The following is a 21,373-nucleotide window of genomic DNA, read 5'->3' as shown; positions in this document are numbered from 1 at the left end:
GGGTGCATCCCGACCAAGGCATTGCTGCGCACGTCGGAAATCTATCACTACATCACCCATGCCAGCGCCTATGGCCTAAGCGTCGAAAAACCGTCGTTCGATCTCGCCAAGGTGACCGAACGCAGCCGCAAGGTGGCCGCGCAATTGAACGGCGGCGTCAAGGGCCTGATGAAGAAGAACAAGGTGACCGTGGTTGAAGGGCAGGGGCGGCTGACCGGCCCGACCGAGATCACCGTCACCACCGGCAGCGGGACGCGGGTGCTGACGGGCAAGCACGCGATTATTGCCACGGGCGCACGCGCGCGCGAAATTCCCGGGCTGCCGGCCGATGGCCTGCGCGTCTGGACGTATCGCCATGCCATGGTGCCGCCGGAAATGCCGACGAAATTGCTGGTCATCGGGTCGGGTGCCATCGGTATCGAATTTGCCAGCTTCTACAGCGACATGGGTGCTTCGGTGACCGTGGTGGAGATGCTCGACCGCATCTTGCCCGTTGAGGACGAGGACGTGTCGGCTTTCATGGCCAAGACCCTGGCAAAGCAGGGTATGACCATCATGACCGCCGCCAAGGTGTCGGACGTGACGCCCGGCGCGGACGGCGTCACGGCGACGATCACCGGCGCCGACGGCAAGGCCGATGTTCAGCAGTTCAGCCATGTCATCTGTGCCATCGGCATCGTGCCCAACACCGAAGACATCGGGCTGGAAGCGCTGGGCGTGGTGACTGACCGCGGCCATATCGTCATCGATGGCATGTGCCGCACCAATGTGCCGGGGCTATATGCCATCGGCGATGTGGCGGGCGCGCCCTGGCTGGCGCACAAGGCCAGCCATGAGGGCATCATCGCCGTCGAGCACATGACCGGCGGCCATCCGCATGCCATGGACGTAAAGCGCATTCCGGGCTGCACCTACAGCCGGCCGCAGGTTGCCAGCATCGGCCTGACCGAAACCAAGGCAAAAGCTGCTGGCCATGCGGTGAAGATCGGCAAATTCCCGTTCATCGGCAACGGCAAGGCGATTGCGCTGGGCGAGGCCGAGGGTTTCGTGAAAACCGTGTTCGATGCCGTCACCGGCGAATTGCTGGGCGCGCACATGGTTGGCGCCGAAGTGACGGAGCTGATCCAGGGCTATGCCATCGCGGCCACCCTTGAGACGACAGAAGCCGAGCTGATGCAGACGATTTTCCCGCATCCCACGCTTTCGGAAATGATGCACGAAAGCGTGCTGGACGCCTGGGGGCGGGCGTTGCACTATTAGCCTATGTTGGCCGCGTTGCTGTTGCTTGTGGAAACCGCGTTGCTTCCGATCCCGCCGGGGTGGAGCGCGCTGTGTCCCAGGGCGGCGCCGGGCGAGATTATCGTGTGCGCCGATGCAGAGCAGCGAAAATCACCGTTCCGGTCGCCCATCGAAATGCCGCGCAGTTTTGGGGAGCGCGGCACCGCCAGTGTCAGCGCGGAGCGGAACAGCCTGCTTGGCATGGATGTCGGCTCGATAGGCGGCTGTAGCGCCTATGGGCCGGGCGGCTGGACGGGGTGCAGCTACAAGGGTTTCAAGCAAAATGTCAGCCAGGCTGCCGGGGGCCGTGACACGCGCGGACGTGTATATGAGCGAGCGCCGAAGTAGCCGAAAAAAGTAAAGCTATTGAATTTGCATTGAATAATGCAATTCGCGTTACATTACAATAAATCCATAAAAACGCTTGCAACCCATACCGTATCGGTCCAATATGAACTCAGCGGTTCGGAGAATGGTGCGGCAACTGCCCTTGCCAACCCCGCCAGACCGTTTGGGCGTGCCCGGTACTTCCCCCTGTTGTGCCGGGTGCGCCCATCCCCTTTTCAGGTTGGCGGTCTTGTCAGGATGGCGGTCCGTCCAGCGCCCATTCCATTGTCACGGCCTCGAACAGCCCGGTTTCGCGGTTGAGCACTTTGAGCACACCGTCGGCGATATCGAAACACGCGCCCTGAAGTTGCAGTTCGCCCGCCGCCTCGGCCTGCGCAACGAAGGGAAAGCTGCGCAGATTGGCGAGGCTCATGCGGATGGCGGCCAATTCCAATGCGCTGGCCGCGTCGATGTCGGGCGATATGGCGGCTGCTGCCCGGATGGTGTCGCGCGCCGAGGCGATCATTTCCATCCAGCGGCCGATGAAGCCGCCTTCGCCGGGCCGCGCGTCTTCGAATGTGCCGTCAAGGCTGGCCTGGATACCGCCGCAACGGGCATGGCCAAGCACGACGACATGATGGACCTTGAGCTGGGTGACGGCATATTCGATGGCGGCCGATGTGCTGTGCTGGCTGTGATCGGGGTCGCAGGGCGGCACCAGATTGGCGACGTTGCGGATGACGAACATCTGGCCCGGTTCCGCGTCGAAAATGCGGGTCGGGTCGACGCGGCTGTCGGAACAGGCGATGATCAGCACCTTGGGCGCCTGGCCCTTGTTAGCGAGCGCGTCATAGCGCTGCCGCTGCTCGACATAGCTGCCCTGGCGGAAGCGGCGATAGCCTTCGAGCAACTGGCGAAATTCCGGCATGAAAGCCTCCCTTTGGCGCGGGGCCATGCCCCCTGAAATCAGACTTTGAGCGCACATGACTGCTGCGTCATCCTTGGCCGATTGGCAGAACTGCTGGCAAGGTCTATGTGCCGGGGCATGACCGAAAACCTGCTCGATATCACCTCTCCAAGGGTCCGCAAGCCTGACTGGCTGCGCGTCAAGGCGCCGACATCGGTGGCCTATGCCGAAACCCGCGCGCTGATGCGCCGGCTCAAGCTCAACACCGTCTGTGAAGAAGCCGCTTGCCCCAATATCGGGGAATGCTGGAGCCAGAAACACGCCACGGTGATGATCCTGGGCGATACCTGCACGCGGGCCTGCGCGTTCTGCAACGTCAAGACCGGCATGCCCGGCGCCGTCGATGCTGCCGAGCCGGAGCATGTTGCCGAGGCCGCCGCCGCGCTGGGGCTTGAACATATCGTCATCACGTCGGTGGACCGCGACGATCTGCCTGACGGCGGCGCCGGCCAGTTCGTCAAGGTGATCGAGGCGCTGCGCCGGCATGCGCCTGCCACGACCATCGAGATATTGACCCCGGATTTCCGCAACAAGCAGGCCGCCGCCGTCGAAGCCATCGTCGCGGCCGGGCCGGATGTCTACAATCACAATCTGGAAACCGTGCCGCGCCTGTATCCGACCATCCGTCCCGGTGCGCGCTATTATCATTCTTTGCGGCTGCTTGATCAGGTCAAGCGGCTGTCCCCGCGTATCTTCACCAAATCGGGGTTGATGGTCGGGCTGGGTGAGACGGCGCAGGAAATGCACCAGGTGTTCGACGACATGCGCTCGGCCGGCGTTGATTTCCTCACCTGCGGCCAATATCTCCAGCCGACGCCGCGCCATGCCAAGGTGATGGAATTCGTGACGCCGCAATCGTTCGCGGCCTATGCCGCCGTGGCGCGTTCCAAGGGCTTTTTGCAGGTTGCCGCCACGCCGCTGACTCGCTCAAGCTATCATGCGGGCAAGGATTTTGCCGAAATGCAGGCCAAGCGCAGTGCCGACGTGGGCGGCAAGGCGCGCTGATGCCGCGCCACGCCGAAACCCGCGCCCTGCCATGGTCGGCGGCGCAGATGTGCGATCTTGTGGCCGATATCGGGCGTTATGCCGAATTCCTGCCATGGGTGCAGGCCATGCGGATTCATCCGCGCAAGAATGACCAGCCTGACAGTGTCGTGATCGCTGACATGGTCGTGGGTTTTCGCATGGTGCGCGAACGCTTCACCAGCCGGGTGACGCTGGACAGGCCGGGCCACATCCATGTCGAATATCTCGATGGCCCGCTGAAATATCTGCGCAACGACTGGCATTTCCGAGATGCGCCGGGCGGCTGCGAAATCGATTTTGCCGTGGATTTCGAATTCAAAAACCGCATGTTCGAGCGGCTTGCCGGGCTGTTTTTCGCCCAGGCATTCGAGCGCATGGTCGCCGCCTTTGAAGCGCGCGCCGCCGCTGTTTACGGCACGCTGTCGGCGCAGGCATCCGGCATCAACAGCGCCAGCGCCACCAGCGCCGCCTGACGGCGGATTTCGCTGCGGCCAAGGTCGCCGAACTGTCGGGTATCGGCCACCACCACTTCGGGATCGGCGCCGCGCTGGGCGCGGGCAAACACCACCATGCCGACGGGCTTGGACGCGCTGCCGCCGCCTGGCCCGGCCACGCCCGTCACGGCGACCGCGATATCGGCCTGGCTGTGCTTGAGCGCGCCCTGCGCCATTGCCCAGGCCGTTGCCACGGACACGGCGCCAAAGGTGGCGATCATGTCTTCGGAAACGCCCAGCGCCTCCATCTTGGATTCGTTGGAATATGTGACGAATCCGCGTTCGAAGACATCGGAACTCCCCGCAATCTCCGTCAGTGCTGCTGCCACCAGTCCGCCGGTGCAGCTTTCCGCCGTCACCAGCATTTTCCCGGCGGCGCGGTTGGCCTCAAGCACCGCGCGGGCCGCCGCAAGCATGACGGGCTCAAACATCAACTGTCTCCGGCAGGCAAACACCCTCCGGCAGGCAAACACCCTCCGGCAGGCGCACACTGGCCATGGCCTGAGCCGCAATGCCCTCTTGCCGACCAGTAAAGCCAAGCGCCTCGGTGGGGGTCGCCTTGACGCTGTCGCGAGAGATATCGATGGCCAGAATTGCGGCCATGCGGGCCTGCATGGCGGCGCGGTGCGGGCCGATTTTCGGGCGTTCGCAGATGAGTGTCACATCGACGTGATCGATGATGCCGCCGCGTGCCCTCACGAGCCCGGCCGCATGGGCGAGGAACTGGTCGGACGCGGCGCCCTTCCAGCGATTGTCGCTGGGCGGAAAATGATCGCCGATGTCACCCGCAGCAATCGTGCCGAGCAGCGCATCGGTCAGCGCGTGAAGCCCTGCATCGGCATCGCTGTGCCCGACAAGGCCGTGATCATGCGGCACCTGGACACCGCACAGCCAGACATGATCGCCGGGTCCGAAACGGTGGACATCAAAGCCCGAAGCGGCGCGGGAGGAATAAAGCGTCATCGCCTCTGCCTTGGCAAAATCCTGAGGCTCCGTCACCTTGAAAGCGCGCTCGTTGCCTGGCGTGATGGCGATTTTCATGCCGGACGCCATGGCAATCGCTGCCTCGTCGGTGGCGCCGGGCGCTGCCGCGCGGTGTGCAGCCAGCAGCGCCGGATAGCGAAACGCCTGCGGGGTCTGCACCCGCCAAAGGCCGTCGCGGTCCACGGCGCCGTCGAAATGGCCCGTGCCGCGCCTGAGGCTGTCGGTGACAGGCAGGGCAGGGCAGGCACCGTCGTTGCCGGCGTCGGCCAGCGCCGCGAGCAGCGCATCGATGACGGGGGCAGGCACAAAGGCGCGCGCCGCATCATGGACCAGCACGATATCCGGCGGGTCGCCGGCAAGGCTTTCGAGGCCGGCCAATGCCGATAGCTGCCGGGTGGCGCCGCCCGCCACTGGCGGCGACAGTGCCAGATCGCCGACAGCGTCATCATACATCGCCCGGTCACCCGGATTGATGATGACCGTGGCACCAGTGATGCCGGGGTGCCCGATCAATCCCAGCACGGCATGGCGCAGCAGTGGCGCGCCCGCGACAACGCGATACTGCTTGGGCAGGCCGCCGCCGGCACGAATGCCCTTGCCGGCGGCCACGATCAGGGCGTGAATTTTCATGGGCGTGTGTCTAGCCAGTTTCGCGGCGGGATAGAAGCCATGGCAGGCGCACTTGCCCAGCCCCGCCATCCGCGCTATTGCCGCTGCCTGTTTTTTGGGCAGAACCATGCGTCTCATCCAGCCTCTCGATATCGGTCCGGTGCGGATCGACATGCCGGTCATCCTGGCGCCGATGACCGGTGTCACCGACCGGCCGTTCCGCACGCTGGTCAAGCGCTATGGCGCCGGCCTGACCGTGACCGAAATGATCGCCAGCGAGGCGATGATCCGCGAAACCCGCCAGTCGCTGCAAAAGGCCGCCTGGGACCCGTGCGAGGAACCGGTGAGCATGCAGCTGGCCGGCTGCGATCCGGCGCGCATGGCCGAAGCGGCCAAGCTGAACGAAGGCATGGGCGCGGCGATCATCGACATCAACATGGGCTGCCCGGTGAAAAAGGTAGTCAACGGGCATGCCGGCTCGGCGCTGATGCGCGAAGTGCCGCTGGCCGCACGCATCATCGAGGCAACCGTCAAGGCGGTGAAGGTGCCGGTGACGCTCAAGATGCGGATGGGCTGGGACCATGACAGCCTCAATGCGCCGGAACTGGCACGGATTGCCGAGGATCTGGGCATCCAACTGATCACCGTGCATGGCCGCACGCGCTGCCAGCTTTATTCCGGCACGGCGGACTGGAAATTCATTGCCAATGTAAAGAACGCTGTCAAAGTCCCTGTAATCGTGAATGGCGACATTTGTTCAACAGATGATGCGCGCACGGCGCTGGACCAATCGGGCGCAGACGGCGTGATGATCGGTCGCGGCGCCTATGGCCGACCATGGCTGATCGCGCAGGCCATGGCGTCGCTGACAGGCAGGCCGGTGCCGGCGGACCCGGCTATTGCCGAACAATATGCGTTGGTGCGTGAACATTACCAGCTCATCCTCGACCTTTATGGTCCGGTCATCGGCGTCAATCTGGCGCGCAAGCACCTTGGCTGGTACACCAAGGGCCTGTTCGACAGTGCGGCCTTCCGGGGTGCAGTCAATCAGGTGGCCGAACCCGCAGTCGTCCTCGACATGATCGAACAGTTCTATGCCGGTCAGCATGCGGCGCCGGCCATGGCGGCATAGCGGCCAGTGCCCTGGCAATTGCTTGGCGGACTGTCTGTCCCGGCCATATTGGTTCGGCCTGACGGCAGCATTGCCCTGGCAAATCCGGCGGCGGAAGCATTTTTCAATGCCAGCCAGCAGCAATTGCTTGAACGTGGCTGGTCGGTCGCTCTGGGACCTGATTCCATTGTCGAGCGTCTGGTGCAGCGCAGCTTGTCCGACGGCAGCAGCCAGGCCGCCTATGATATCGACGTGGTCTTTCCCGGCGGCCGCACGGTAAAAGCCGACATTTTGACATCGCCGGCCGCTGAAGCGCCTGACTGGATGACCGTGGCATTCCAGACCCGGTCGGTGGCAAGCCTTGCGGGCCGGCAGATGCACCAGCGCGGTGCCGCGCGCTCGGCAGTCGGGGTGGCCGCGATGCTGGCCCATGAAATCAAGAATCCGCTGTCGGGCATACGCGGCGCCGCCCAGCTGCTGGGACGCAGGCGGTCGCCAGATGCGCAGGAATTGACCGACCTGATCGTCGCCGAAGTGGACCGGATCGCCAAGCTGGTCGACCGCATGGAGAGCTTTACGGATACGCGGCCCGTCCACCGTCAGAGCGAGAATATCCATGAAATCCTGGGCCACGCCCGGCAGGTGGCTGCAACCGGCTTTGGCCGCGGCCTGACCATCTCGGAACGCTATGACCCGTCGCTGCCGCCGGTGCATGCCAACCGCGATGCGATGGTGCAGGTCATCCTCAACCTGCTGAAAAACGCAGCCGAAGCCACGGGTGACGGCGGCGAGATCGTTATCACCACCAGCTATCGCACCGGCTTTCGCATTCGCACCGGCGCGGACCAATCGGTGTCGCTGCCGATCGAAGTGCGGATCATGGACAATGGTCCCGGCATCGAACCGGGCCTTGTGGACCATGTATTCGAACCGTTCGTGACGACCAAGGCGCAAGGCACCGGTCTTGGGCTGGCACTTGTGGCCAAGGTTGTCGCCGACCATGGCGGTATCATCGAGTATGAGCGCGCCCGCAATCCGGCGATGACCATTTTCAGGATTCTCTTGCCCATGGCTCTTCCAAGGGAACCCCAGTCATGACCGCTACTATTATTGTCGCCGATGATGACGCCGCCATTCGGACAGTGGTGCGGCAGGCGCTGCAAAGCGCTGGCTACCGGGTGCTGCTCACCCAGACCATCGCCGGGTTGAAGGAGCTTGTGGCGTCCGGTGCCGGCGATGTGGTGGTCAGCGATGTCATCCTGCCGGATGGCAACGGCCTTGATACCATACCCGAACTGCTGGCCATGCGTCCCGGCCTGCGGGTCATCGTCATGAGCGCGCAGAACACGCTTTCGACGGCCGTGCGCGCCACCGAGCAGGGGGCGTTCGATTATCTTCCCAAGCCATTCGATATCGATGAACTGACGGTCGCGGTCGCATCCGCCCTTGAGGGCAGCCTGGCTACCGCGGATGCCGATCTGGGTGATGGTTCGCCGCTGCTCGGACGCTCGCCGGCGATGCAGGAGGTCTATCGGCGCATCGCGCGGGTCGTTCCCAATGACCTGACTGTCATGATCCTTGGCGAAAGCGGCACCGGCAAGGAACTGGTGGCCCGGGCCATCCATGACATGGGGCCGCGCCGCGCCCGCCCGTTCGTGGCGGTCAACATGGCGGCCATCCCGCGCGAATTGATCGAAAGCGAACTGTTCGGCCATGAACGCGGCGCCTTTACGGGGGCGGCATCGCGCAACGCCGGCAAGTTCGAACAGGCGCAGGGCGGCACATTGTTTCTCGACGAGATCGGCGACATGCCGCTGGAGGCGCAGACCCGGCTGCTGCGCGTCCTGCAAACCGGTGAGTTCACGACCGTCGGCGGCCAGCGCGCTATTCATGCCGATGTCCGCATTGTCTCGGCGACCAACCAGGACCTTGAAACGCTGGTGGCTGCCGGGCGGTTTCGCGAGGATCTGTTCTACCGGTTGAATGTCGTGCCGCTGCCGCTGCCGCCTTTGCGGGCGCGCGGCGATGATATCGGCGTTCTGGCGCGGCATTTCCTTGATACTGCCGCTGCCGAGGGGCTGCCGCGAAAATCGCTGGAGGCAGGGGCAATTGCGGCGCTGGCCGGACATGGCTGGCCCGGCAATGTCCGAGAGCTGGAAAACCTGATGCGCAGACTGGCCGTTCTCGAACGGGGCGATACCATAAGCGCCGCAGCCATCAACGCCGGGCTATCGGTACGCATGCGACAGGTGGCCAGCGAGGGCACCGGGGGGCTCGGTGAGGCGGCGGCGCATCACATCGCACGGTATTTTGCCGATTTTGGCGACGCCTCGCCGCCCGATGGCGTCTATGATCGGCTGCTGGCCGAAGTCGAGCGGCCATTGCTAGCAGCGTGCCTGGACGCCACTGGTGGCAACCAGTTGAAAGCCGCCAAGCTGCTTGGCATCAACCGCAACACCTTGCGCAAGAAACTCAACGATCTCAGGCTTGATCCGGGGTCGGTTCGTCGGAACTAGTCGGCTCCGCAAATGTGTCGCTTTGTCGCAACGACTGTGTTCCTTGCGCCACGGTTGTGGGATAGGGTCACAGAGAATGAACGAGTCGTCCCCTGAATCCGTGAGGCGCGGCCCCAGCCGCCAGGGCTTTGCCCGCTGGCGCCGGCTCTGGCGCCGCACCGAACGCTGGGCGCGGCGCAAGGACATTTTTCCGCGCCTCGAATTGATTGCCGCTTGCACGACCATCGTCATGGGGTGGTCCAGCTATGCCCTGCTGACCGGCACGGGCGCGCCGGCCAATGGCGCTTCGCCTTCGCTGGTAACGGCGCTGCTTGTTGCCAATCTCATTCCGGTGATGCTGCTGGTGGTGCTGATTGCCCGGCGTATTGCCATATTGCTGGCCAATCGCCGGCGCGGGCTGGCTGGCGCGCAGCTGCATATCCGGCTGGTGGCGTTGTTTGCCGGGATTGCGGCAGTGCCAACGCTGCTCGTGGTGATCTTTGCCTCGCTGCTGTTTCAATTCGGCGTGCAGTTCTGGTTTTCGGACCGGGTCAAGACCGTGCTCGACAGCTCGAACCAGGTTGCCCAAGCCTATTATGAGGAAAACCGCCAGCGCGTTGCCAGCGATATCATCGCCATGGACACCGACATCAATGCCTATGCCCGCGACTTCGGGCTTGGTACCGAACAGTTCGGGCGCGGATTCCGCTACCAGATGGATGCACGCGGATTCGAGGAGGCGGCATGGTTCGCCCGTGCGGCTGATGGCACCCTTGAGGCGGCCGCCATATCGGGCCTGACCGTTGCCGAACTGGCGCGCCGCATACGGCCGGAGGATTTCGCACAGGCCCGCATAGGCAATGCCACGTTGGTCGCCAAGGGCCGCGACCGGGTCGAGGCGTTGCTGGTCGATGATGCGGTGCGCGGGCGGTTCCTGTATGTCAGCCGCAAGGTCGATCCGGCCATTCTGGCGCGTGCCGACAAGGCGGCTGGCGCGCTGGGTGAGTATCAGGCCCTGCGCGAGCGGTCGCGCGTCATGCAATTGCGGTTCAACCTGATTCTGATGGGGGTGTCGCTGTTGACGCTGGCGGTGGCGATCTGGTTCGCGCTGTGGCTGGCCAACCGGCTCGTGGCGCCGATCGCGCGCCTGGCGCTGGCGGCGGAGCGTGTCGGGGCGGGGGACCTTGATGCGCGCGTGCGCGTGGTTGGCTCGCCGGACGAGCTTGGTACGCTGGCGCGGGCGTTCAACCGGATGACGAGCCAGTTGAAGACCCAGCAGAATGAACTGCTGGCGGCAAACCACCAGCTCGATGTCCGCCGCCAATTTACCGAAGCGGTGCTGTCGGGTGTTTCGGCGGGCGTGCTGTCGATCTCGGCGGCCGGAATCATTCGCGTTGCCAACAGTTCTGCAGCAGCGCTGCTCCAGATGCCGGCGCACGCACTTGAGGGACAGCCCTTGAGCCAAGCGGTGCCGGCGCTGGGCAATCTGCTGAATCTGGCGCGCCAGACAGGCGACGCCTCCGGCCAGGTTAGGATCGAGCGCGGCACTGAAACCCAGACGCTAGCGGTGCGCATCGGCGGCGAAGCCGGCCCCGAAAAGGACGAGGAACGCGGCTATGTCCTGACATTCGACGATATTTCGGCGCAGCTGGCCAATCAGCGCCGCGCCGCATGGGCAGATGTCGCGCGGCGTATCGCGCATGAAATCAAGAACCCGCTGACACCGATTCAACTGGCCGCGGAGCGCCTGCAACGCAAGTTCGGGCGCCAGATCACCGAGGATGCCGATACCTTCGGCACCCTGACCAGCACGATTGTCCGGCAGGTTGGTGACTTGCGCCGCATGGTCGATGAATTCAGCGAATTTGCGCGTCTGCCCAAGCCGTTGCTGGCACCCGACAGTATCGAACGCACCGTGGCCCAGGCGCTGGTCCTGCAGGAAGTGGCGTTTCCGGCGATCCATTTCACTGCACATGGCGAGGCCGCGCCGCTTGTCTGCGACCGCAACCAGATCGGCCAGGCGCTGACCAATCTGGTCAAGAACGCGGCCGAAGCCGTGACAGCGCGGCTTGAACGTGAACAGGGTGCTGAATCGGGGCGCATCGCGGTCGAAATCGCAGACGGAGCCGAATTCGTGACCATCACCGTCACCGACAATGGCATCGGCCTGCCGCACGAAGCCCGTGACCGGCTGACCGAGCCTTATGTCACGACGCGGGCGCGCGGCACCGGGCTAGGCCTCGCCATTGTGAAAAAGATCATCGCCGACCATGGTGGCACGCTCGATCTTGGTGATGCCGATCCCGGTCCGGGTGCCTGTGTCCGCGTGCGCCTGAGCCGGAATCTCGCGGCCGGCGACCAGCCCTTTCCCCCTCCACCGTTCGACAAGGTAACTGCCTGATGGCTCTTGATATCCTGATCGTTGATGACGAGGCCGATATTCGTGACCTGGTGGCAGGCGTGCTGGGTGACGAGGGGTTCGACACGCGCGTGGCCGGCGACAGCGAGCAGGCCTTGACGGCATTGGCAGAACGGCGGCCATCGTTGATCGTGCTTGATGTCTGGTTGCAGGGGTCGAGGCTGGACGGCATCGAACTGCTCGACGAGATCAAGCGCCGCGACCCGACCTTGCCCGTGGTGGTCATCTCCGGCCACGGCAACATCGAAACGGCGGTCGCAGCCATCAAGCGCGGCGCCTATGATTTCATTGAAAAACCGTTCCAGGCTGAACAACTGCTGCTAGTCGTGCGGCGCGCCACGGAAACCGAGCGGCTGAAACGCGAATATGAGGCCCTGAAGGAGCGTGTCGGGTTCGATACCGAATTGACCGGCTCAAGCCCGCAGATCAACAATGTGCGTGCCACGTTGAAACGGGTGGCCGCGACTGGCAGCCGCGTGCTCATCACGGGGCCGGCCGGGTCGGGCAAGGAAGTGGCAGCACGGCTGCTGCACCAGTGGAGCGTGCGCGAAAGCTCGCCATTTGTCGTGGTGTCGGCCGCGCGCATGACGCCGGAGCGCGTCGAGGAAGCCTTGTTCGGCGTCGAGGAGGGCGGGCATCTGGTGCGCGCCGGCCTGTTCGAACAAGCGCACGGCGGCACCTTGTTCCTCGATGATGTTGCCGACATGCCGATGCCGACACAGGCCAAGATCCTGCGTGTGCTGACCGAACAGGTGTTCCAGCGCGTCGGCGGCGCCCGCTGGGTGCGCGTCGATGTGCGCGTCATCAGCGCCACCAGCCGTGACCTGATTGCCGAAATCGCCGCCGGGCGGTTCCGCGAGGATTTGTATTACCGCCTCAATGTCGTGCCGGTGCGGCTGCCGGCGCTGGCCGAACGCCGCGAGGATGTGGCCGAACTGGTGACCTATTATCTGGCGCGCTATGCCGCCGAACGGCGCACAGCCACGCCGGCTATCAGCGAAGATGCGATGGCGGCGCTTCAGACCTATGACTGGCCGGGGAACGTCCGCCAACTCAGGAATGTCGTTGAACGCACGCTGATCCTGACGCCGGCGGACCGCATTGCCCAGATCGATATCGACATGCTGCCGCCCGAAGTGACGGCCGAGCCGTCGCGGCTGGTACCGGGCCAGGCCGTGCGGTCGATCATGGGTACGCCGCTTCGCGAAGCGCGGGAGGCGTTCGAGCGTGAGTATCTGCGCGCCCAGATCCGGCGTTTTTCCGGCAATATCAGTCGCACAGCCGCCTTCATTGGCATGGAGCGTTCGGCGCTGCATCGCAAGCTCAAGGCCCTGGGCCTGAATGATGACCCGGCTATCGATGACGCCCAAAGTGAATGAGTGCGCGCACAACCCATTGAGAAAGACGCTGCGACACCCTATCCTTGCAAAGTACGGCTTTTGCCGCACGACAACAGGGGGTGTTTCCTACCATGGCCGACAAGCCCAATAATCTGCAGGACGTGTTTCTCAATACCGTCCGCAAGACCAAGACGCCGGTGACGATGTTTCTGGTCAATGGCGTCAAACTTCAGGGCAATATCACCTGGTTCGACAATTTTTCGGTTCTGCTGCGCCGTGATGGCCATAGCCAGCTGGTTTACAAGCACGCCATTTCCACGGTGATGCCGGCGTCTCCCGTGCAATTGTTCGATCCCGATGGCGCCGAAGGTGACGACGATTGACCGAACAGAGACAGCTGCCAGAGAATCAATACGAACGCCCCGGAACGGGGAACGGCTGGAATGAACAGCGCGGGCTGCGTACCGGCTCCGTGGCGGTTGTCGTGTTGCCTGTGCGTGAAGGGAAAGCCCAAAACGCCAAGGAACATGGGGGCAGGGAACAGCCGATGCGCCAGCCCGAGGCGCGGTTGGCCGAGGCCATCGGCTTGGCAAACGCAATCGCTCTGGATGTCCAGCACAGCGAAATCGTGCGGCTGCGCAGCCCGTCGGCTTCGCATCTGATGGGCAAGGGCCAGATCGAACGAGTCGCAGCCACTGTGGCAGCCGTTTGCGCCGAGGTCGTTGTCATTGACGGTCCCGTCACACCCATCCAGCAGCGCAACCTGGAAAAGGCGTTGAAGGCCAAGGTCATCGACCGCACCGGGCTTATCCTCGAAATCTTCGGCGAACGCGCCTCGACGCGCGAAGGCACGTTGCAGGTCGAATTGGCGCATCTGCAATATCAGGCCAGCCGGCTTGTCCGCAGCTGGACCCATCTCGAACGCCAGCGCGGCGGCTTCGGTTTTCTGGGCGGTCCGGGCGAAAGCCAGATCGAAACCGATCGCCGGTTGATCCGCGAGCGTATCCAGCGCCTGCGTGCCGATCTGGAGGACGTGCGCCGCACGCGCGGGCTGCATCGCCGCCAGCGGCAAAAGGCGCCTTGGCCGGTGGTGGCGCTGGTCGGTTACACCAATGCCGGCAAATCGACGCTGTTCAACCGGTTGACCGGCGCCGAAGTGCGGGCGGAGGATCTGCTGTTCGCCACGCTCGATCCGACCATGCGCGCCGTTGCGTTGCCGGGCCATGACAAGGTCGTGCTGTCGGACACGGTGGGCTTTGTCTCCGACCTGCCGACACAGCTGGTTGCCGCCTTTCGCGCCACGTTGGAGGAGGTTCTGGAGGCCGATCTGATCGTGCATGTACGCGACATCAGCCATCCCGATAGCGATGCACAGGCGGCGGACGTGCTTGGCGTGCTGACAGACCTGGGCCTTGCGCCCGAACAGCGCCAGACACCGATGCTGACGGTGTTCAACAAGATGGATGCTCTTGACGCCGACAGCCGCGCCGCGATTGCCGACCGCGCCAGCGAGGACGCCATTCCTGTTTCGGCCCTGACCGGCGAAGGGCTGGAACGGCTATGCGAGGCAATGGCGACGCTGCTGCGGGCGGGATCGCGCGTGCACGATATCAAATTGTCCAACGGTGATGGCCGCCGGCTGGCGTGGCTGCACGAACATGGCGAAGTCGTGGGGCGCAGCGATACGGACGACGCGGTGAATGTGCAGGTGCGGCTGAGCGACAAGGACTGGTCGCGATTCGAAGCGATGGCCTAAGAGCCGGAAGCGCCGGCAATGATGGGCGCCCGGCCATGCCGAAGCTGCGATGGTGGCCGGCCATAACGGGCGCTGACCACTTCATTGAAGCGCCTCAGGCTGGAAAAACCCGAGGCGAGGGCGATTTCGGATATTGTCGATTGGCTGTCATTGAGCAGGCGCAGGGCACGTTGGACGCGCAATGTCTGGGCCATTTCGATGGGCGTGGCGCCGACATGCGCCTGAAACAGCCGCGACAGGTGGCGGGCGCCGACACCGCAGCGATCCGCCAGCAGGGCCACCGTGCCGTTGCCGTCCAGCGCGCCGGCTTCGATCAGCTTCAGCGCGCGCCCGGTGGTGGTTTTCGTGCCGTTCCAGGCCGGGCAAAAGGGTGCGGATTCGGGCCGGCACCGCAAACAGGGGCGAAACCCCGCGCGCTCCGCCGCTGCGGCAGAAGGGTAGAAGCAGATGTTGCGTGTGAGCGGCTGGCGCACCCGGCACACCGGACGGCAGTAAATGCCCGTGGTTTTCACCGCGATGAAAAAACGCCCGTCAAACGCCGGGTCGCGGCGCATCCGGGCATCATTGCAGGTGTCGAAATCCAGCATGGCGCGATGATAGGGCAGGGGCAGGGCTGGCGCCAAGGCCCGGCGCAACATCATGTCCGATTGCCGCCGACATCAGGGCGCGAACGGCGTCCACAGCACTTCGTCGATGTGCCGCGCCCCGATGGCCAGCATCGCCAACCGGTCAAAGCCCAGGGCAACGCCGCTGGCTTGCGGCATGTGTTCCAGCGCGGCCAGGAAATCCTCGTCGAGCGGATAGGCATGGCCATGGATGCGCAGCTTTTCCGCCATGTCTGCCTCGAACCGGCGGCGCTGTTCGGCGGCATCGGTCAATTCGCCAAAGCCATTGGCCAGTTCGACGCCGCAGGCATACATCTCGAAGCGTTCGGCAAATCGCGGATCGGACGGGCAGGGCCGCGCCAGTGCCGCCTCGGCAATCGGATATTCGCTCAGCATCGTCAGCCGGCCCATGCCCAGTTGCGGTTCGATGCGCGTGACGATCACCCGGCTGAACAAATCGGACCAATTGTCGTCGGCGCGCACCGTCAGGTCGGCCGCTGCCATGGCTGCCGCCAGCGCGTCGCGGTCGTCCAGCATGGCCGGCAAGTCGATACCGGCATGGCGCGCAAAGGCGTCTGATACCGTCAACGTCTCCGGTTCGGCCATCGCATCGCTGCTGTGGCCGCGCCAGGTCAGCGCGTCCCGGCCGGCCGCCGCCTGCGCCGTGCGGCACAGCGCAGCCGCATCGGCCATCACATCGGCATAAGGGGCATTGGCGCGGTACCATTCCACCATGGTGAATTCCGGTGCATGCAGCGCCCCGGATTCGCGATTGCGATACACGCGGGCAAAATCGACGATGCGGGTTTCGCCGGCGCTGAGCAGTTTCTTGGCCGAAAACTCCGGCGACGTATGCAGGTAACGCGCGCTGGGTTCGCCGCCCTCGGGCTGCCAAAGGGTCGCAAAGCCATGGAGGTGCGTTTCATTGCCGGGCGAGACCTGGAGCGCGCCGCATTCCACCTCGGTGAAATCCTGGCCCGCAAACCATTGCCTCAGCGCCGCCTTGATCCGACCCCGCAAAAGCAGCGCCGGGCGCCGGTCGGCGTGGCGATTCCTGTCCCAGAACGGTGATGTCATCGTGCTTTCGTCCTCACCTTGCGCAATTCCCGGCAGCTTGCCCCTTGGCGGCGGGCGTCAAGCCAGCTACCAGCGCGCATCATTCCATCGTTGCTGGACCGGCCATGCCGCCCGCCAGCCCCAGACACAAGGTCCAGCCACTTGGTCAAGGTCATCGCCAGCAACATCCGCAAGGGCCAGGTCATCGAACATGATGACAAGCATCTCTATGTCGTGCTGAAGGCCGAAACCTTTCGCCCCGGCAAGGGTACGCCAACGACGACCATCGACATGCGGCGCATTTCCGATGGCGTCAAAACCGTCATCACCACCAAGACCAGCGATGGCCTGGAACGCGCGTTTGTCGAGGAAGTCAGCCACAACTACCTCTACAAGGACGGTGCGGATTACATCTTCATCAACAATGAAACCTATGAACAGATCAGCCTGACGGAAACGATGATCGGCGACGGCATCATCTTCCTGCAGGAAAATGCCGAATGTCACATCCTGATGTTCGATGGCAAGCCGATCACCATCTCGTTGCCGGCGCGCGTCACCATGGCGATCATGGCGACAGAACCCGTCGTCAAGGGCCAGACGGCCTCCTCCAGCTACAAGCCCGCCACCGTCGAAAGCGGCGCGCGAGTCATGGTGCCGCCGCACATCGATGTCGGCACGCGCATCGTCATCAACACCGAAGATTCCAGCTACGTCGAGCGCGCCAAGGACTGAGCGGCGCGCTCCTGACGCTTGACCTGCTGCCACAGTGCTTCCTGGTCATCCAGCGGCAGATCAGGGAAGCCTGCCCCGGCAAGCGCTTCCATGGCGCGAAATCGCCGTTCGAACTTGGCATTGCCGGCCCTTAATGCGGCTTCGGGGTCGATACCGTGGCGGCGGGCCAGATTGGCGATGACGAACAGGACATCGCCCATCTCCTCGGCGCGGTGGGCATCACAGGTTGCGGTGTCGAATTCGGCCAGTTCCTCGTCCAGCTTGGCACGCACGCCCGACACATCGGCCCATTCAAAACCGACACGTGCCGCACGCGCCTGAAGTTTCTCGGCGCGCATCAGCGCGGGCAGGGCAGCCGCCACGCCGTCCAGCGCCGATACCGGCTGGTCAGTTGTGCCAGCAGCAGCGCGCTCGGCGGCCTTCATCGCCTCCCAGTCCAGCTTCTGTGTCGCTGCATCGGGAGCCGGGGTGCCGCCGGCAAAGATATGCGGGTGCCTGCGCTCCATCTTGTCGCAGACGGCGCTGATGACATCGGACAAGCTGAAATGCGCGGCTTCCTCAGCCAGTCGGCTGTGGAACACGACCTGGAACAGCAGGTCGCCCAGTTCCTTTTTCAGTTCGGCCCAATCGCGCGCTGCAATGGCTTCGGCGACTTCATAGGCTTCCTCGATCGTGTAAGGCGCGATGGAATCGAAGTCCTGCGCCAGATCCCAGGGGCAGCCGCCGGCTGGATCGCGCAGCCGCGCCATGATCCCGCAAAGCCGGGCGAGGGAGATGTTGTCGGACATTCAAAGACCTGTAACAAAAGCTAAAAGGGCGGCATTGGTCTGTTCGGGCGCTTCTTGTTGCACCCAATGGCCGGCGCCGTCGATGAGGGTGGTTCCGCGAAAATCGTCGCAGCCGGCACCGGCAGCGGCGTATAAATCCATCCCGGGCGCAAAATAGCGCACCGGGTCGCGCGTGCCGGCGATAAAGGCCGCAGGCTGGGAGATGTGCAATCCGCGCAAGGGGACGGCCTCGTCGGCATCGATGTCCTGCGCGCGATAACGGTTGAGGGGGCCGCGCCACCCGCCTGCTGCAAATGTGGCCTTGCTGATGGCAAGGTCCGTCTCGGGCAGCCATTCGGGCAGCGGATCGGGCAGGGCAACGCCTTCGAGCAACGTGCCATCCGGGCCCTTGCGGCCAAAGCCGGGATAGGCGGCATCGCCCGACAGCGCATGATAGATTTTGGCCAGCGCGTCCGGATCGGCTGCAAGTTCCGCCTCGGCAACGCCTTCGGCCTGGAAATAGAATTGGTAGAAGAATTTGCCGGCATGCATCACGCGCATCACATCCAGAAAGCGCATGTCGCTCCACGGCGAGAACGGCACGCTGAGACCCGCAACGGCGGCGACTTGGCGCGGGTATCGCAGCGCTGTGTTCCAGACGATGGGGGCGCCCCAGTCATGGCCGAACAATATCGCGCGGCCGCCCAGCGCGTCGATGACGGCGGCAACATCGGACGCCAGCGCGCTCAGGGAATACGCCGAAACGGGATCGGGCTTGTCGCTTTGGCCATAGCCGCGCACATCCATCGCAGCGATGCGGCGACCGGCAGCGGCGAAATATGCCATTTGATGCCGCCAGCTGTGCGATAGTTCTGGCCAGCCATGCACGCACAGGATCGGAAGATCAGCGCTGTCCGCCGGCCCGGCAAGGACGACGCCGATATTGATATCGCCGCTGCGAACCGTCATCGACTCCATGGGGCTGACCTTTTTTGTTTGTGGCTCTTTGGCTAGGTGGCCGACGAGATGGCAGGCTGGCAAGTCCTGAGACAGCATCGGGGCGAGAGGAGCGAGAAACAATCCACCCCACACACCGGCATATTATCTTGATAATATATATTATGTATAATTTTATCGGTCTTGGCATCGGGTCGGCAAACTTCTAACCGTTGCGGCGATGTCATTGCCACAGCCTCAGGCCGCCGATCTGTTCGGCGATATCGAATCCACGCCAAAGGTTCGCTTCCAGGATTATCTGCCCGGCCTGACAATTGCGGTGCTGGCCACTCTTGCCGCTGCCAGTCTGTCCGACCGCTATGGCGCGCCGCTGACGTTGATGGCGCTGCTCATCGGGCTGGCGCTGAATTTCCTGTCGGCAGACCGGCGCCTGACGCCCGGCCTGACACTGGCCTCGCGCGAACTGTTGCGCTGGGCGATTGTGCTGGTCGGCGCCCGCATCACTTTTGCCCAGATCCTGGCGCTTGGTCCAGAATCGCTGCTGGCTGTCGTGGCCATTGTCGCCATCACCATCGGCAGCGGCGTGATCGCGGCCCGGTTGCTGGGCTTCACTTCGGCATTTGGCGTCCTGTCCAGCGGCGCCGTGGCCATCTGCGGTGCCTCGGCGGCCATGGCATTGGCCGCAACGCTTGGCGAACGCCGCATCCGCCAGGCGGAATTGACGCTGGTGCTGGTCGGCACATCGACCATGAGCTCGGTTGCGCTCGTCGTTTATCCGATGATCGCGCATCTGTTTGATTTCAATGACGTTCAGGCCGGTTTCTTTCTTGGCGCATCAATTCATGATGTCGCACAGACGCTTGGCGCCGGCTATGCGTTTTCGCCCGGTGCCGGCGAGACTGCAACAATCGTCAAGTTGGCGCGCGTCGCGTTGCTGGCGCCAGTCCTTGCGCTGGTCGCGGTGACGTTTCCGGCGGCGTTCAAGATCACGGGCGGCAAACGCGCAGCACCGCTGCTGCCATGGTTCGTCGCGGGTTTCTTTGTCGTGGCGGCGATCAATTCCACTGGTATCATTCCCGCCGTCATGTCTGGCGCTGCGGCGCAGGCGTCGGCGGCGATGCTGGCCGTGTCCGTCGCCGCCACGGCCATACGGTCGCCGCTGGCAGAAATCATGAAGGCTGGACCAAAGCCCCTGCTGATTGGTGCCATCGCCAGTATCGCGAGCATGGCTGCCGCCCTCGGCTTTGCAGCCCTGCGGCTATAGGTCGATCACCAGCCCGTCATGGCCGGGCATGACGCCGTCCGGCAACTGCGCCGATACCTCGGCCCAGTCCATCGTCTGGTCCATATGGGTCAGCACCGCCAGCTCCGGCTGCCAGTGCCCGATCCAGTCCAGTGTCTGCGCCAGATGGCTGTGCGTGGGATGCGGATCGCGTCGCAGCGCATCGACAATCCAAAGATCCAGACCCGAAAGTGCAGCATCGGCCCGGTTATCAAAGCCTTTGACATCAGTGGAATAGGCCGCACTCTTGCCATGGCAGTCAAAGCGATAGCCAGTGGATTCGATGTTCCCATGAAGCTGCGGGAACGGTGTCACCAGCACATCGCCGACGCGCATTGGCCCGTGCAAATCGGTGGCCGTGCAGGTCGCCGGATAAAAGCGCGTACCTTCGAACACATAATCGAACCGGCTCCGCAGCACGCGCCATGTCGCCGGGCTGGCATAGCAGGCGACCGTGCTGCCCTGCGCGTGGAATATCTGGCGCAGATCATCGATGCCATGGCTGTGATCGGCATGGTCATGCGTTAGAAACACAGCGTCGAGCCGACTGATGCGTGCGCCAAGCAGTTGCTCCCGCAGATCGGGGCCGGTGTCGACCAGGATATTGGTATCCCCGTGCTGCACCAGGCAGGACACGCGCCGCCGCCGATTGCGCGGATCGGCCGGGTCGCAGTGGCCCCAATCACCGGCGCCGTCCATGCCGCCAAGCCTTGGCACACCCGAGGACGTGCCGCTGCCGAGCATGGTGATCTTCATTGCACAAGGCCGCGTGCTGTCACGCTGCCGCCTGCGCCTTGGCAAACAGCCGAAAGAAATTGGCAGTGGTGCTGGCGGCCAGTTGCGCTTCCCCTTCCCCGCGCAATGCCGCCACGAAGCGCGCAGTATGGGCGACAAAGGCCGGCTCACAGGTCTTGCCGCGCATCGGCACCGGCGCCAGGAACGGTGCATCGGTTTCCACCAGCAAGCGGTCTGCCGGGATGGTCAGCGCACTGGCCTGCAGATCACGCGCGTTCTTGAACGTGACGATTCCCGACAGCGAGATGTAAAAACCCAAGCCAAGTGCTTGCTCTGCAAAGTCCTGGCTGGCGGTGAAGCAATGGATGACGCCGCGCAATTCCCCTTCGCCGGGTTCGCGAAGCAGCGCCAGCGTATCGGCTTCGGCATC

The 21,373-nt window shown here is 63.9% G+C and carries 21 protein-coding genes and 1 pseudogene; 13 read left to right on the top strand and 9 right to left on the bottom strand.

Annotated features, from left to right (window positions below; genetic code table 11):
• Both lpdA and RMQ73_RS07605 read left to right on the top strand, forming a co-directional pair.
• Window positions 1-1,260 (top strand): dihydrolipoyl dehydrogenase (gene lpdA, locus RMQ73_RS07610; protein ID WP_310497499.1); only part of this gene is annotated, 1,260 nt, incomplete at its 5' end.
• A gap of 3 nt (window positions 1,261-1,263) precedes the next feature.
• Complete coding sequence (locus RMQ73_RS07605; RefSeq protein WP_310497498.1) at window positions 1,264-1,626, top strand: hypothetical protein; 363 nt, start codon at window positions 1,264-1,266, stop codon at window positions 1,624-1,626.
• Window positions 1,627-1,858: 232 nt separating this feature from the next.
• Here RMQ73_RS07605 and RMQ73_RS07600 read toward each other — a convergent pair whose 3' ends face one another.
• A complete protein-coding gene (locus RMQ73_RS07600; RefSeq protein ID WP_310497497.1) occupies window positions 1,859-2,533 on the bottom strand; it encodes a carbonic anhydrase in 675 nt (224 codons plus the stop codon).
• A gap of 117 nt (window positions 2,534-2,650) precedes the next feature.
• Here RMQ73_RS07600 and lipA point away from each other — a divergent pair, with 117 nt between their 5' ends.
• Window positions 2,651-3,577, top strand: a complete 927-nt coding sequence (gene lipA / locus RMQ73_RS07595) for a lipoyl synthase (protein WP_310497496.1) — start codon at window positions 2,651-2,653, stop codon at window positions 3,575-3,577.
• Window positions 3,577-4,071 carry a type II toxin-antitoxin system RatA family toxin gene (locus RMQ73_RS07590; protein WP_310497495.1) on the top strand — a complete coding sequence of 165 codons (495 nt, stop codon included), beginning with the start codon at window positions 3,577-3,579 and terminating at the stop codon, window positions 4,069-4,071. Before lipA ends, RMQ73_RS07590 begins: the two co-directional genes overlap by 1 nt.
• Here RMQ73_RS07590 and RMQ73_RS07585 read toward each other — a convergent pair.
• Both RMQ73_RS07585 and RMQ73_RS07580 read right to left on the bottom strand, forming a co-directional pair.
• Window positions 4,008-4,523, bottom strand: a complete 516-nt coding sequence (locus RMQ73_RS07585; RefSeq protein WP_310497494.1) for a CinA family protein — start codon at window positions 4,521-4,523, stop codon at window positions 4,008-4,010. The genes RMQ73_RS07590 and RMQ73_RS07585 overlap by 64 nt on opposite strands.
• A complete protein-coding gene (locus RMQ73_RS07580) occupies window positions 4,516-5,706 on the bottom strand; it encodes a bifunctional 2-C-methyl-D-erythritol 4-phosphate cytidylyltransferase/2-C-methyl-D-erythritol 2,4-cyclodiphosphate synthase (RefSeq protein ID WP_310497493.1) in 1,191 nt (396 codons plus the stop codon). The genes RMQ73_RS07585 and RMQ73_RS07580 overlap by 8 nt, the downstream gene beginning before the upstream one ends.
• A 106-nt stretch (window positions 5,707-5,812) precedes the next feature.
• Here RMQ73_RS07580 and dusB point away from each other — a divergent pair, with 106 nt between their 5' ends.
• The 7 genes and pseudogenes from dusB (at window position 5,813) to hflX (ending at window position 14,806) form a co-directional block, all read left to right on the top strand.
• Window positions 5,813-6,817: a tRNA dihydrouridine synthase DusB gene (dusB, locus tag RMQ73_RS07575; RefSeq protein ID WP_310497491.1), complete on the top strand. Its 1,005-nt coding sequence runs from the start codon at window positions 5,813-5,815 to the stop codon at window positions 6,815-6,817.
• A 6-nt stretch (window positions 6,818-6,823) separates the two neighbouring features.
• The gene (locus tag RMQ73_RS07570; RefSeq protein WP_310497490.1) at window positions 6,824-7,894 is read left to right on the top strand and encodes an ATP-binding protein; all 1,071 of its coding nucleotides are present in this window, start codon (window positions 6,824-6,826) and stop codon (window positions 7,892-7,894) included.
• On the top strand, window positions 7,891-9,312 hold the full coding sequence (ntrC, locus tag RMQ73_RS07565; RefSeq protein ID WP_310497489.1) for a nitrogen regulation protein NR(I): 1,422 nt from the start codon (window positions 7,891-7,893) through the stop codon (window positions 9,310-9,312). Before RMQ73_RS07570 ends, ntrC begins: the two co-directional genes overlap by 4 nt.
• 76 nt (window positions 9,313-9,388) lie before the next feature.
• Entirely contained in the window at window positions 9,389-11,692 is a 2,304-nt protein-coding gene (locus RMQ73_RS07560) for a PAS domain-containing sensor histidine kinase (protein WP_310497488.1), read from the top strand.
• The gene (locus RMQ73_RS07555) at window positions 11,692-13,089 is read left to right on the top strand and encodes a sigma-54 dependent transcriptional regulator (RefSeq protein WP_310497487.1); all 1,398 of its coding nucleotides are present in this window, start codon (window positions 11,692-11,694) and stop codon (window positions 13,087-13,089) included. Before RMQ73_RS07560 ends, RMQ73_RS07555 begins: the two co-directional genes overlap by 1 nt.
• 92 nt (window positions 13,090-13,181) lie before the next feature.
• Window positions 13,182-13,403, top strand: a pseudogene (gene hfq, locus RMQ73_RS07550) (RNA chaperone Hfq); the annotation flags it as partial.
• Between the two features lie 194 nt (window positions 13,404-13,597).
• A complete protein-coding gene (hflX, locus tag RMQ73_RS07545; protein WP_310497500.1) occupies window positions 13,598-14,806 on the top strand; it encodes a GTPase HflX in 1,209 nt (402 codons plus the stop codon).
• Here hflX and RMQ73_RS07540 read toward each other — a convergent pair.
• Both RMQ73_RS07540 and epmA read right to left on the bottom strand, forming a co-directional pair.
• Entirely contained in the window at window positions 14,803-15,447 is a 645-nt protein-coding gene (locus tag RMQ73_RS07540) for an Ada metal-binding domain-containing protein (protein WP_310497485.1), read from the bottom strand. The two genes, hflX and RMQ73_RS07540, sit on opposite strands and share 4 nt — an antisense overlap.
• Before the next feature lie 18 nt (window positions 15,448-15,465).
• The gene (gene epmA, locus RMQ73_RS07535; RefSeq protein ID WP_310497484.1) at window positions 15,466-16,488 is read right to left on the bottom strand and encodes an EF-P lysine aminoacylase EpmA; all 1,023 of its coding nucleotides are present in this window, start codon (window positions 16,486-16,488) and stop codon (window positions 15,466-15,468) included.
• 141 nt (window positions 16,489-16,629) lie between these two features.
• On the opposite strand from epmA, the gene efp reads away from it, so the two are divergent.
• Complete coding sequence (gene efp, locus RMQ73_RS07530; RefSeq protein ID WP_310497483.1) at window positions 16,630-17,202, top strand: elongation factor P; 573 nt, start codon at window positions 16,630-16,632, stop codon at window positions 17,200-17,202.
• Here efp and mazG read toward each other — a convergent pair.
• Together mazG and RMQ73_RS07520 are read right to left on the bottom strand one after the other, a co-directional pair.
• The gene (mazG, locus tag RMQ73_RS07525; RefSeq protein ID WP_310497482.1) at window positions 17,178-17,990 is read right to left on the bottom strand and encodes a nucleoside triphosphate pyrophosphohydrolase; all 813 of its coding nucleotides are present in this window, start codon (window positions 17,988-17,990) and stop codon (window positions 17,178-17,180) included. The genes efp and mazG overlap by 25 nt on opposite strands.
• Complete coding sequence (locus RMQ73_RS07520; RefSeq protein WP_310497481.1) at window positions 17,991-18,938, bottom strand: alpha/beta hydrolase; 948 nt, start codon at window positions 18,936-18,938, stop codon at window positions 17,991-17,993.
• A gap of 208 nt (window positions 18,939-19,146) precedes the next feature.
• Between RMQ73_RS07520 and RMQ73_RS07515 the strand changes: the two genes are divergently transcribed.
• A complete protein-coding gene (locus RMQ73_RS07515; RefSeq protein ID WP_310497480.1) occupies window positions 19,147-20,190 on the top strand; it encodes a putative sulfate exporter family transporter in 1,044 nt (347 codons plus the stop codon).
• On the opposite strand, the gene RMQ73_RS07510 is transcribed toward RMQ73_RS07515, so the two are convergent.
• Entirely contained in the window at window positions 20,185-20,964 is a 780-nt protein-coding gene (locus RMQ73_RS07510; protein ID WP_310497479.1) for an MBL fold metallo-hydrolase, read from the bottom strand. The two genes, RMQ73_RS07515 and RMQ73_RS07510, sit on opposite strands and share 6 nt — an antisense overlap.
• 19 nt (window positions 20,965-20,983) lie before the next feature.
• On the bottom strand, window positions 20,984-21,373 hold a 390-nt coding region (locus RMQ73_RS07505), incomplete at its 5' end, for a TatD family hydrolase (protein ID WP_310497478.1).

The organism is Sandarakinorhabdus sp., from assembly GCF_031430775.1.
Lineage (GTDB): Bacteria > Pseudomonadota > Alphaproteobacteria > Sphingomonadales > Sphingomonadaceae > Sandarakinorhabdus.
Note: the sequence above shows the minus strand (reverse complement) of the source record. Positions and strands in the feature narration are given on the sequence as shown.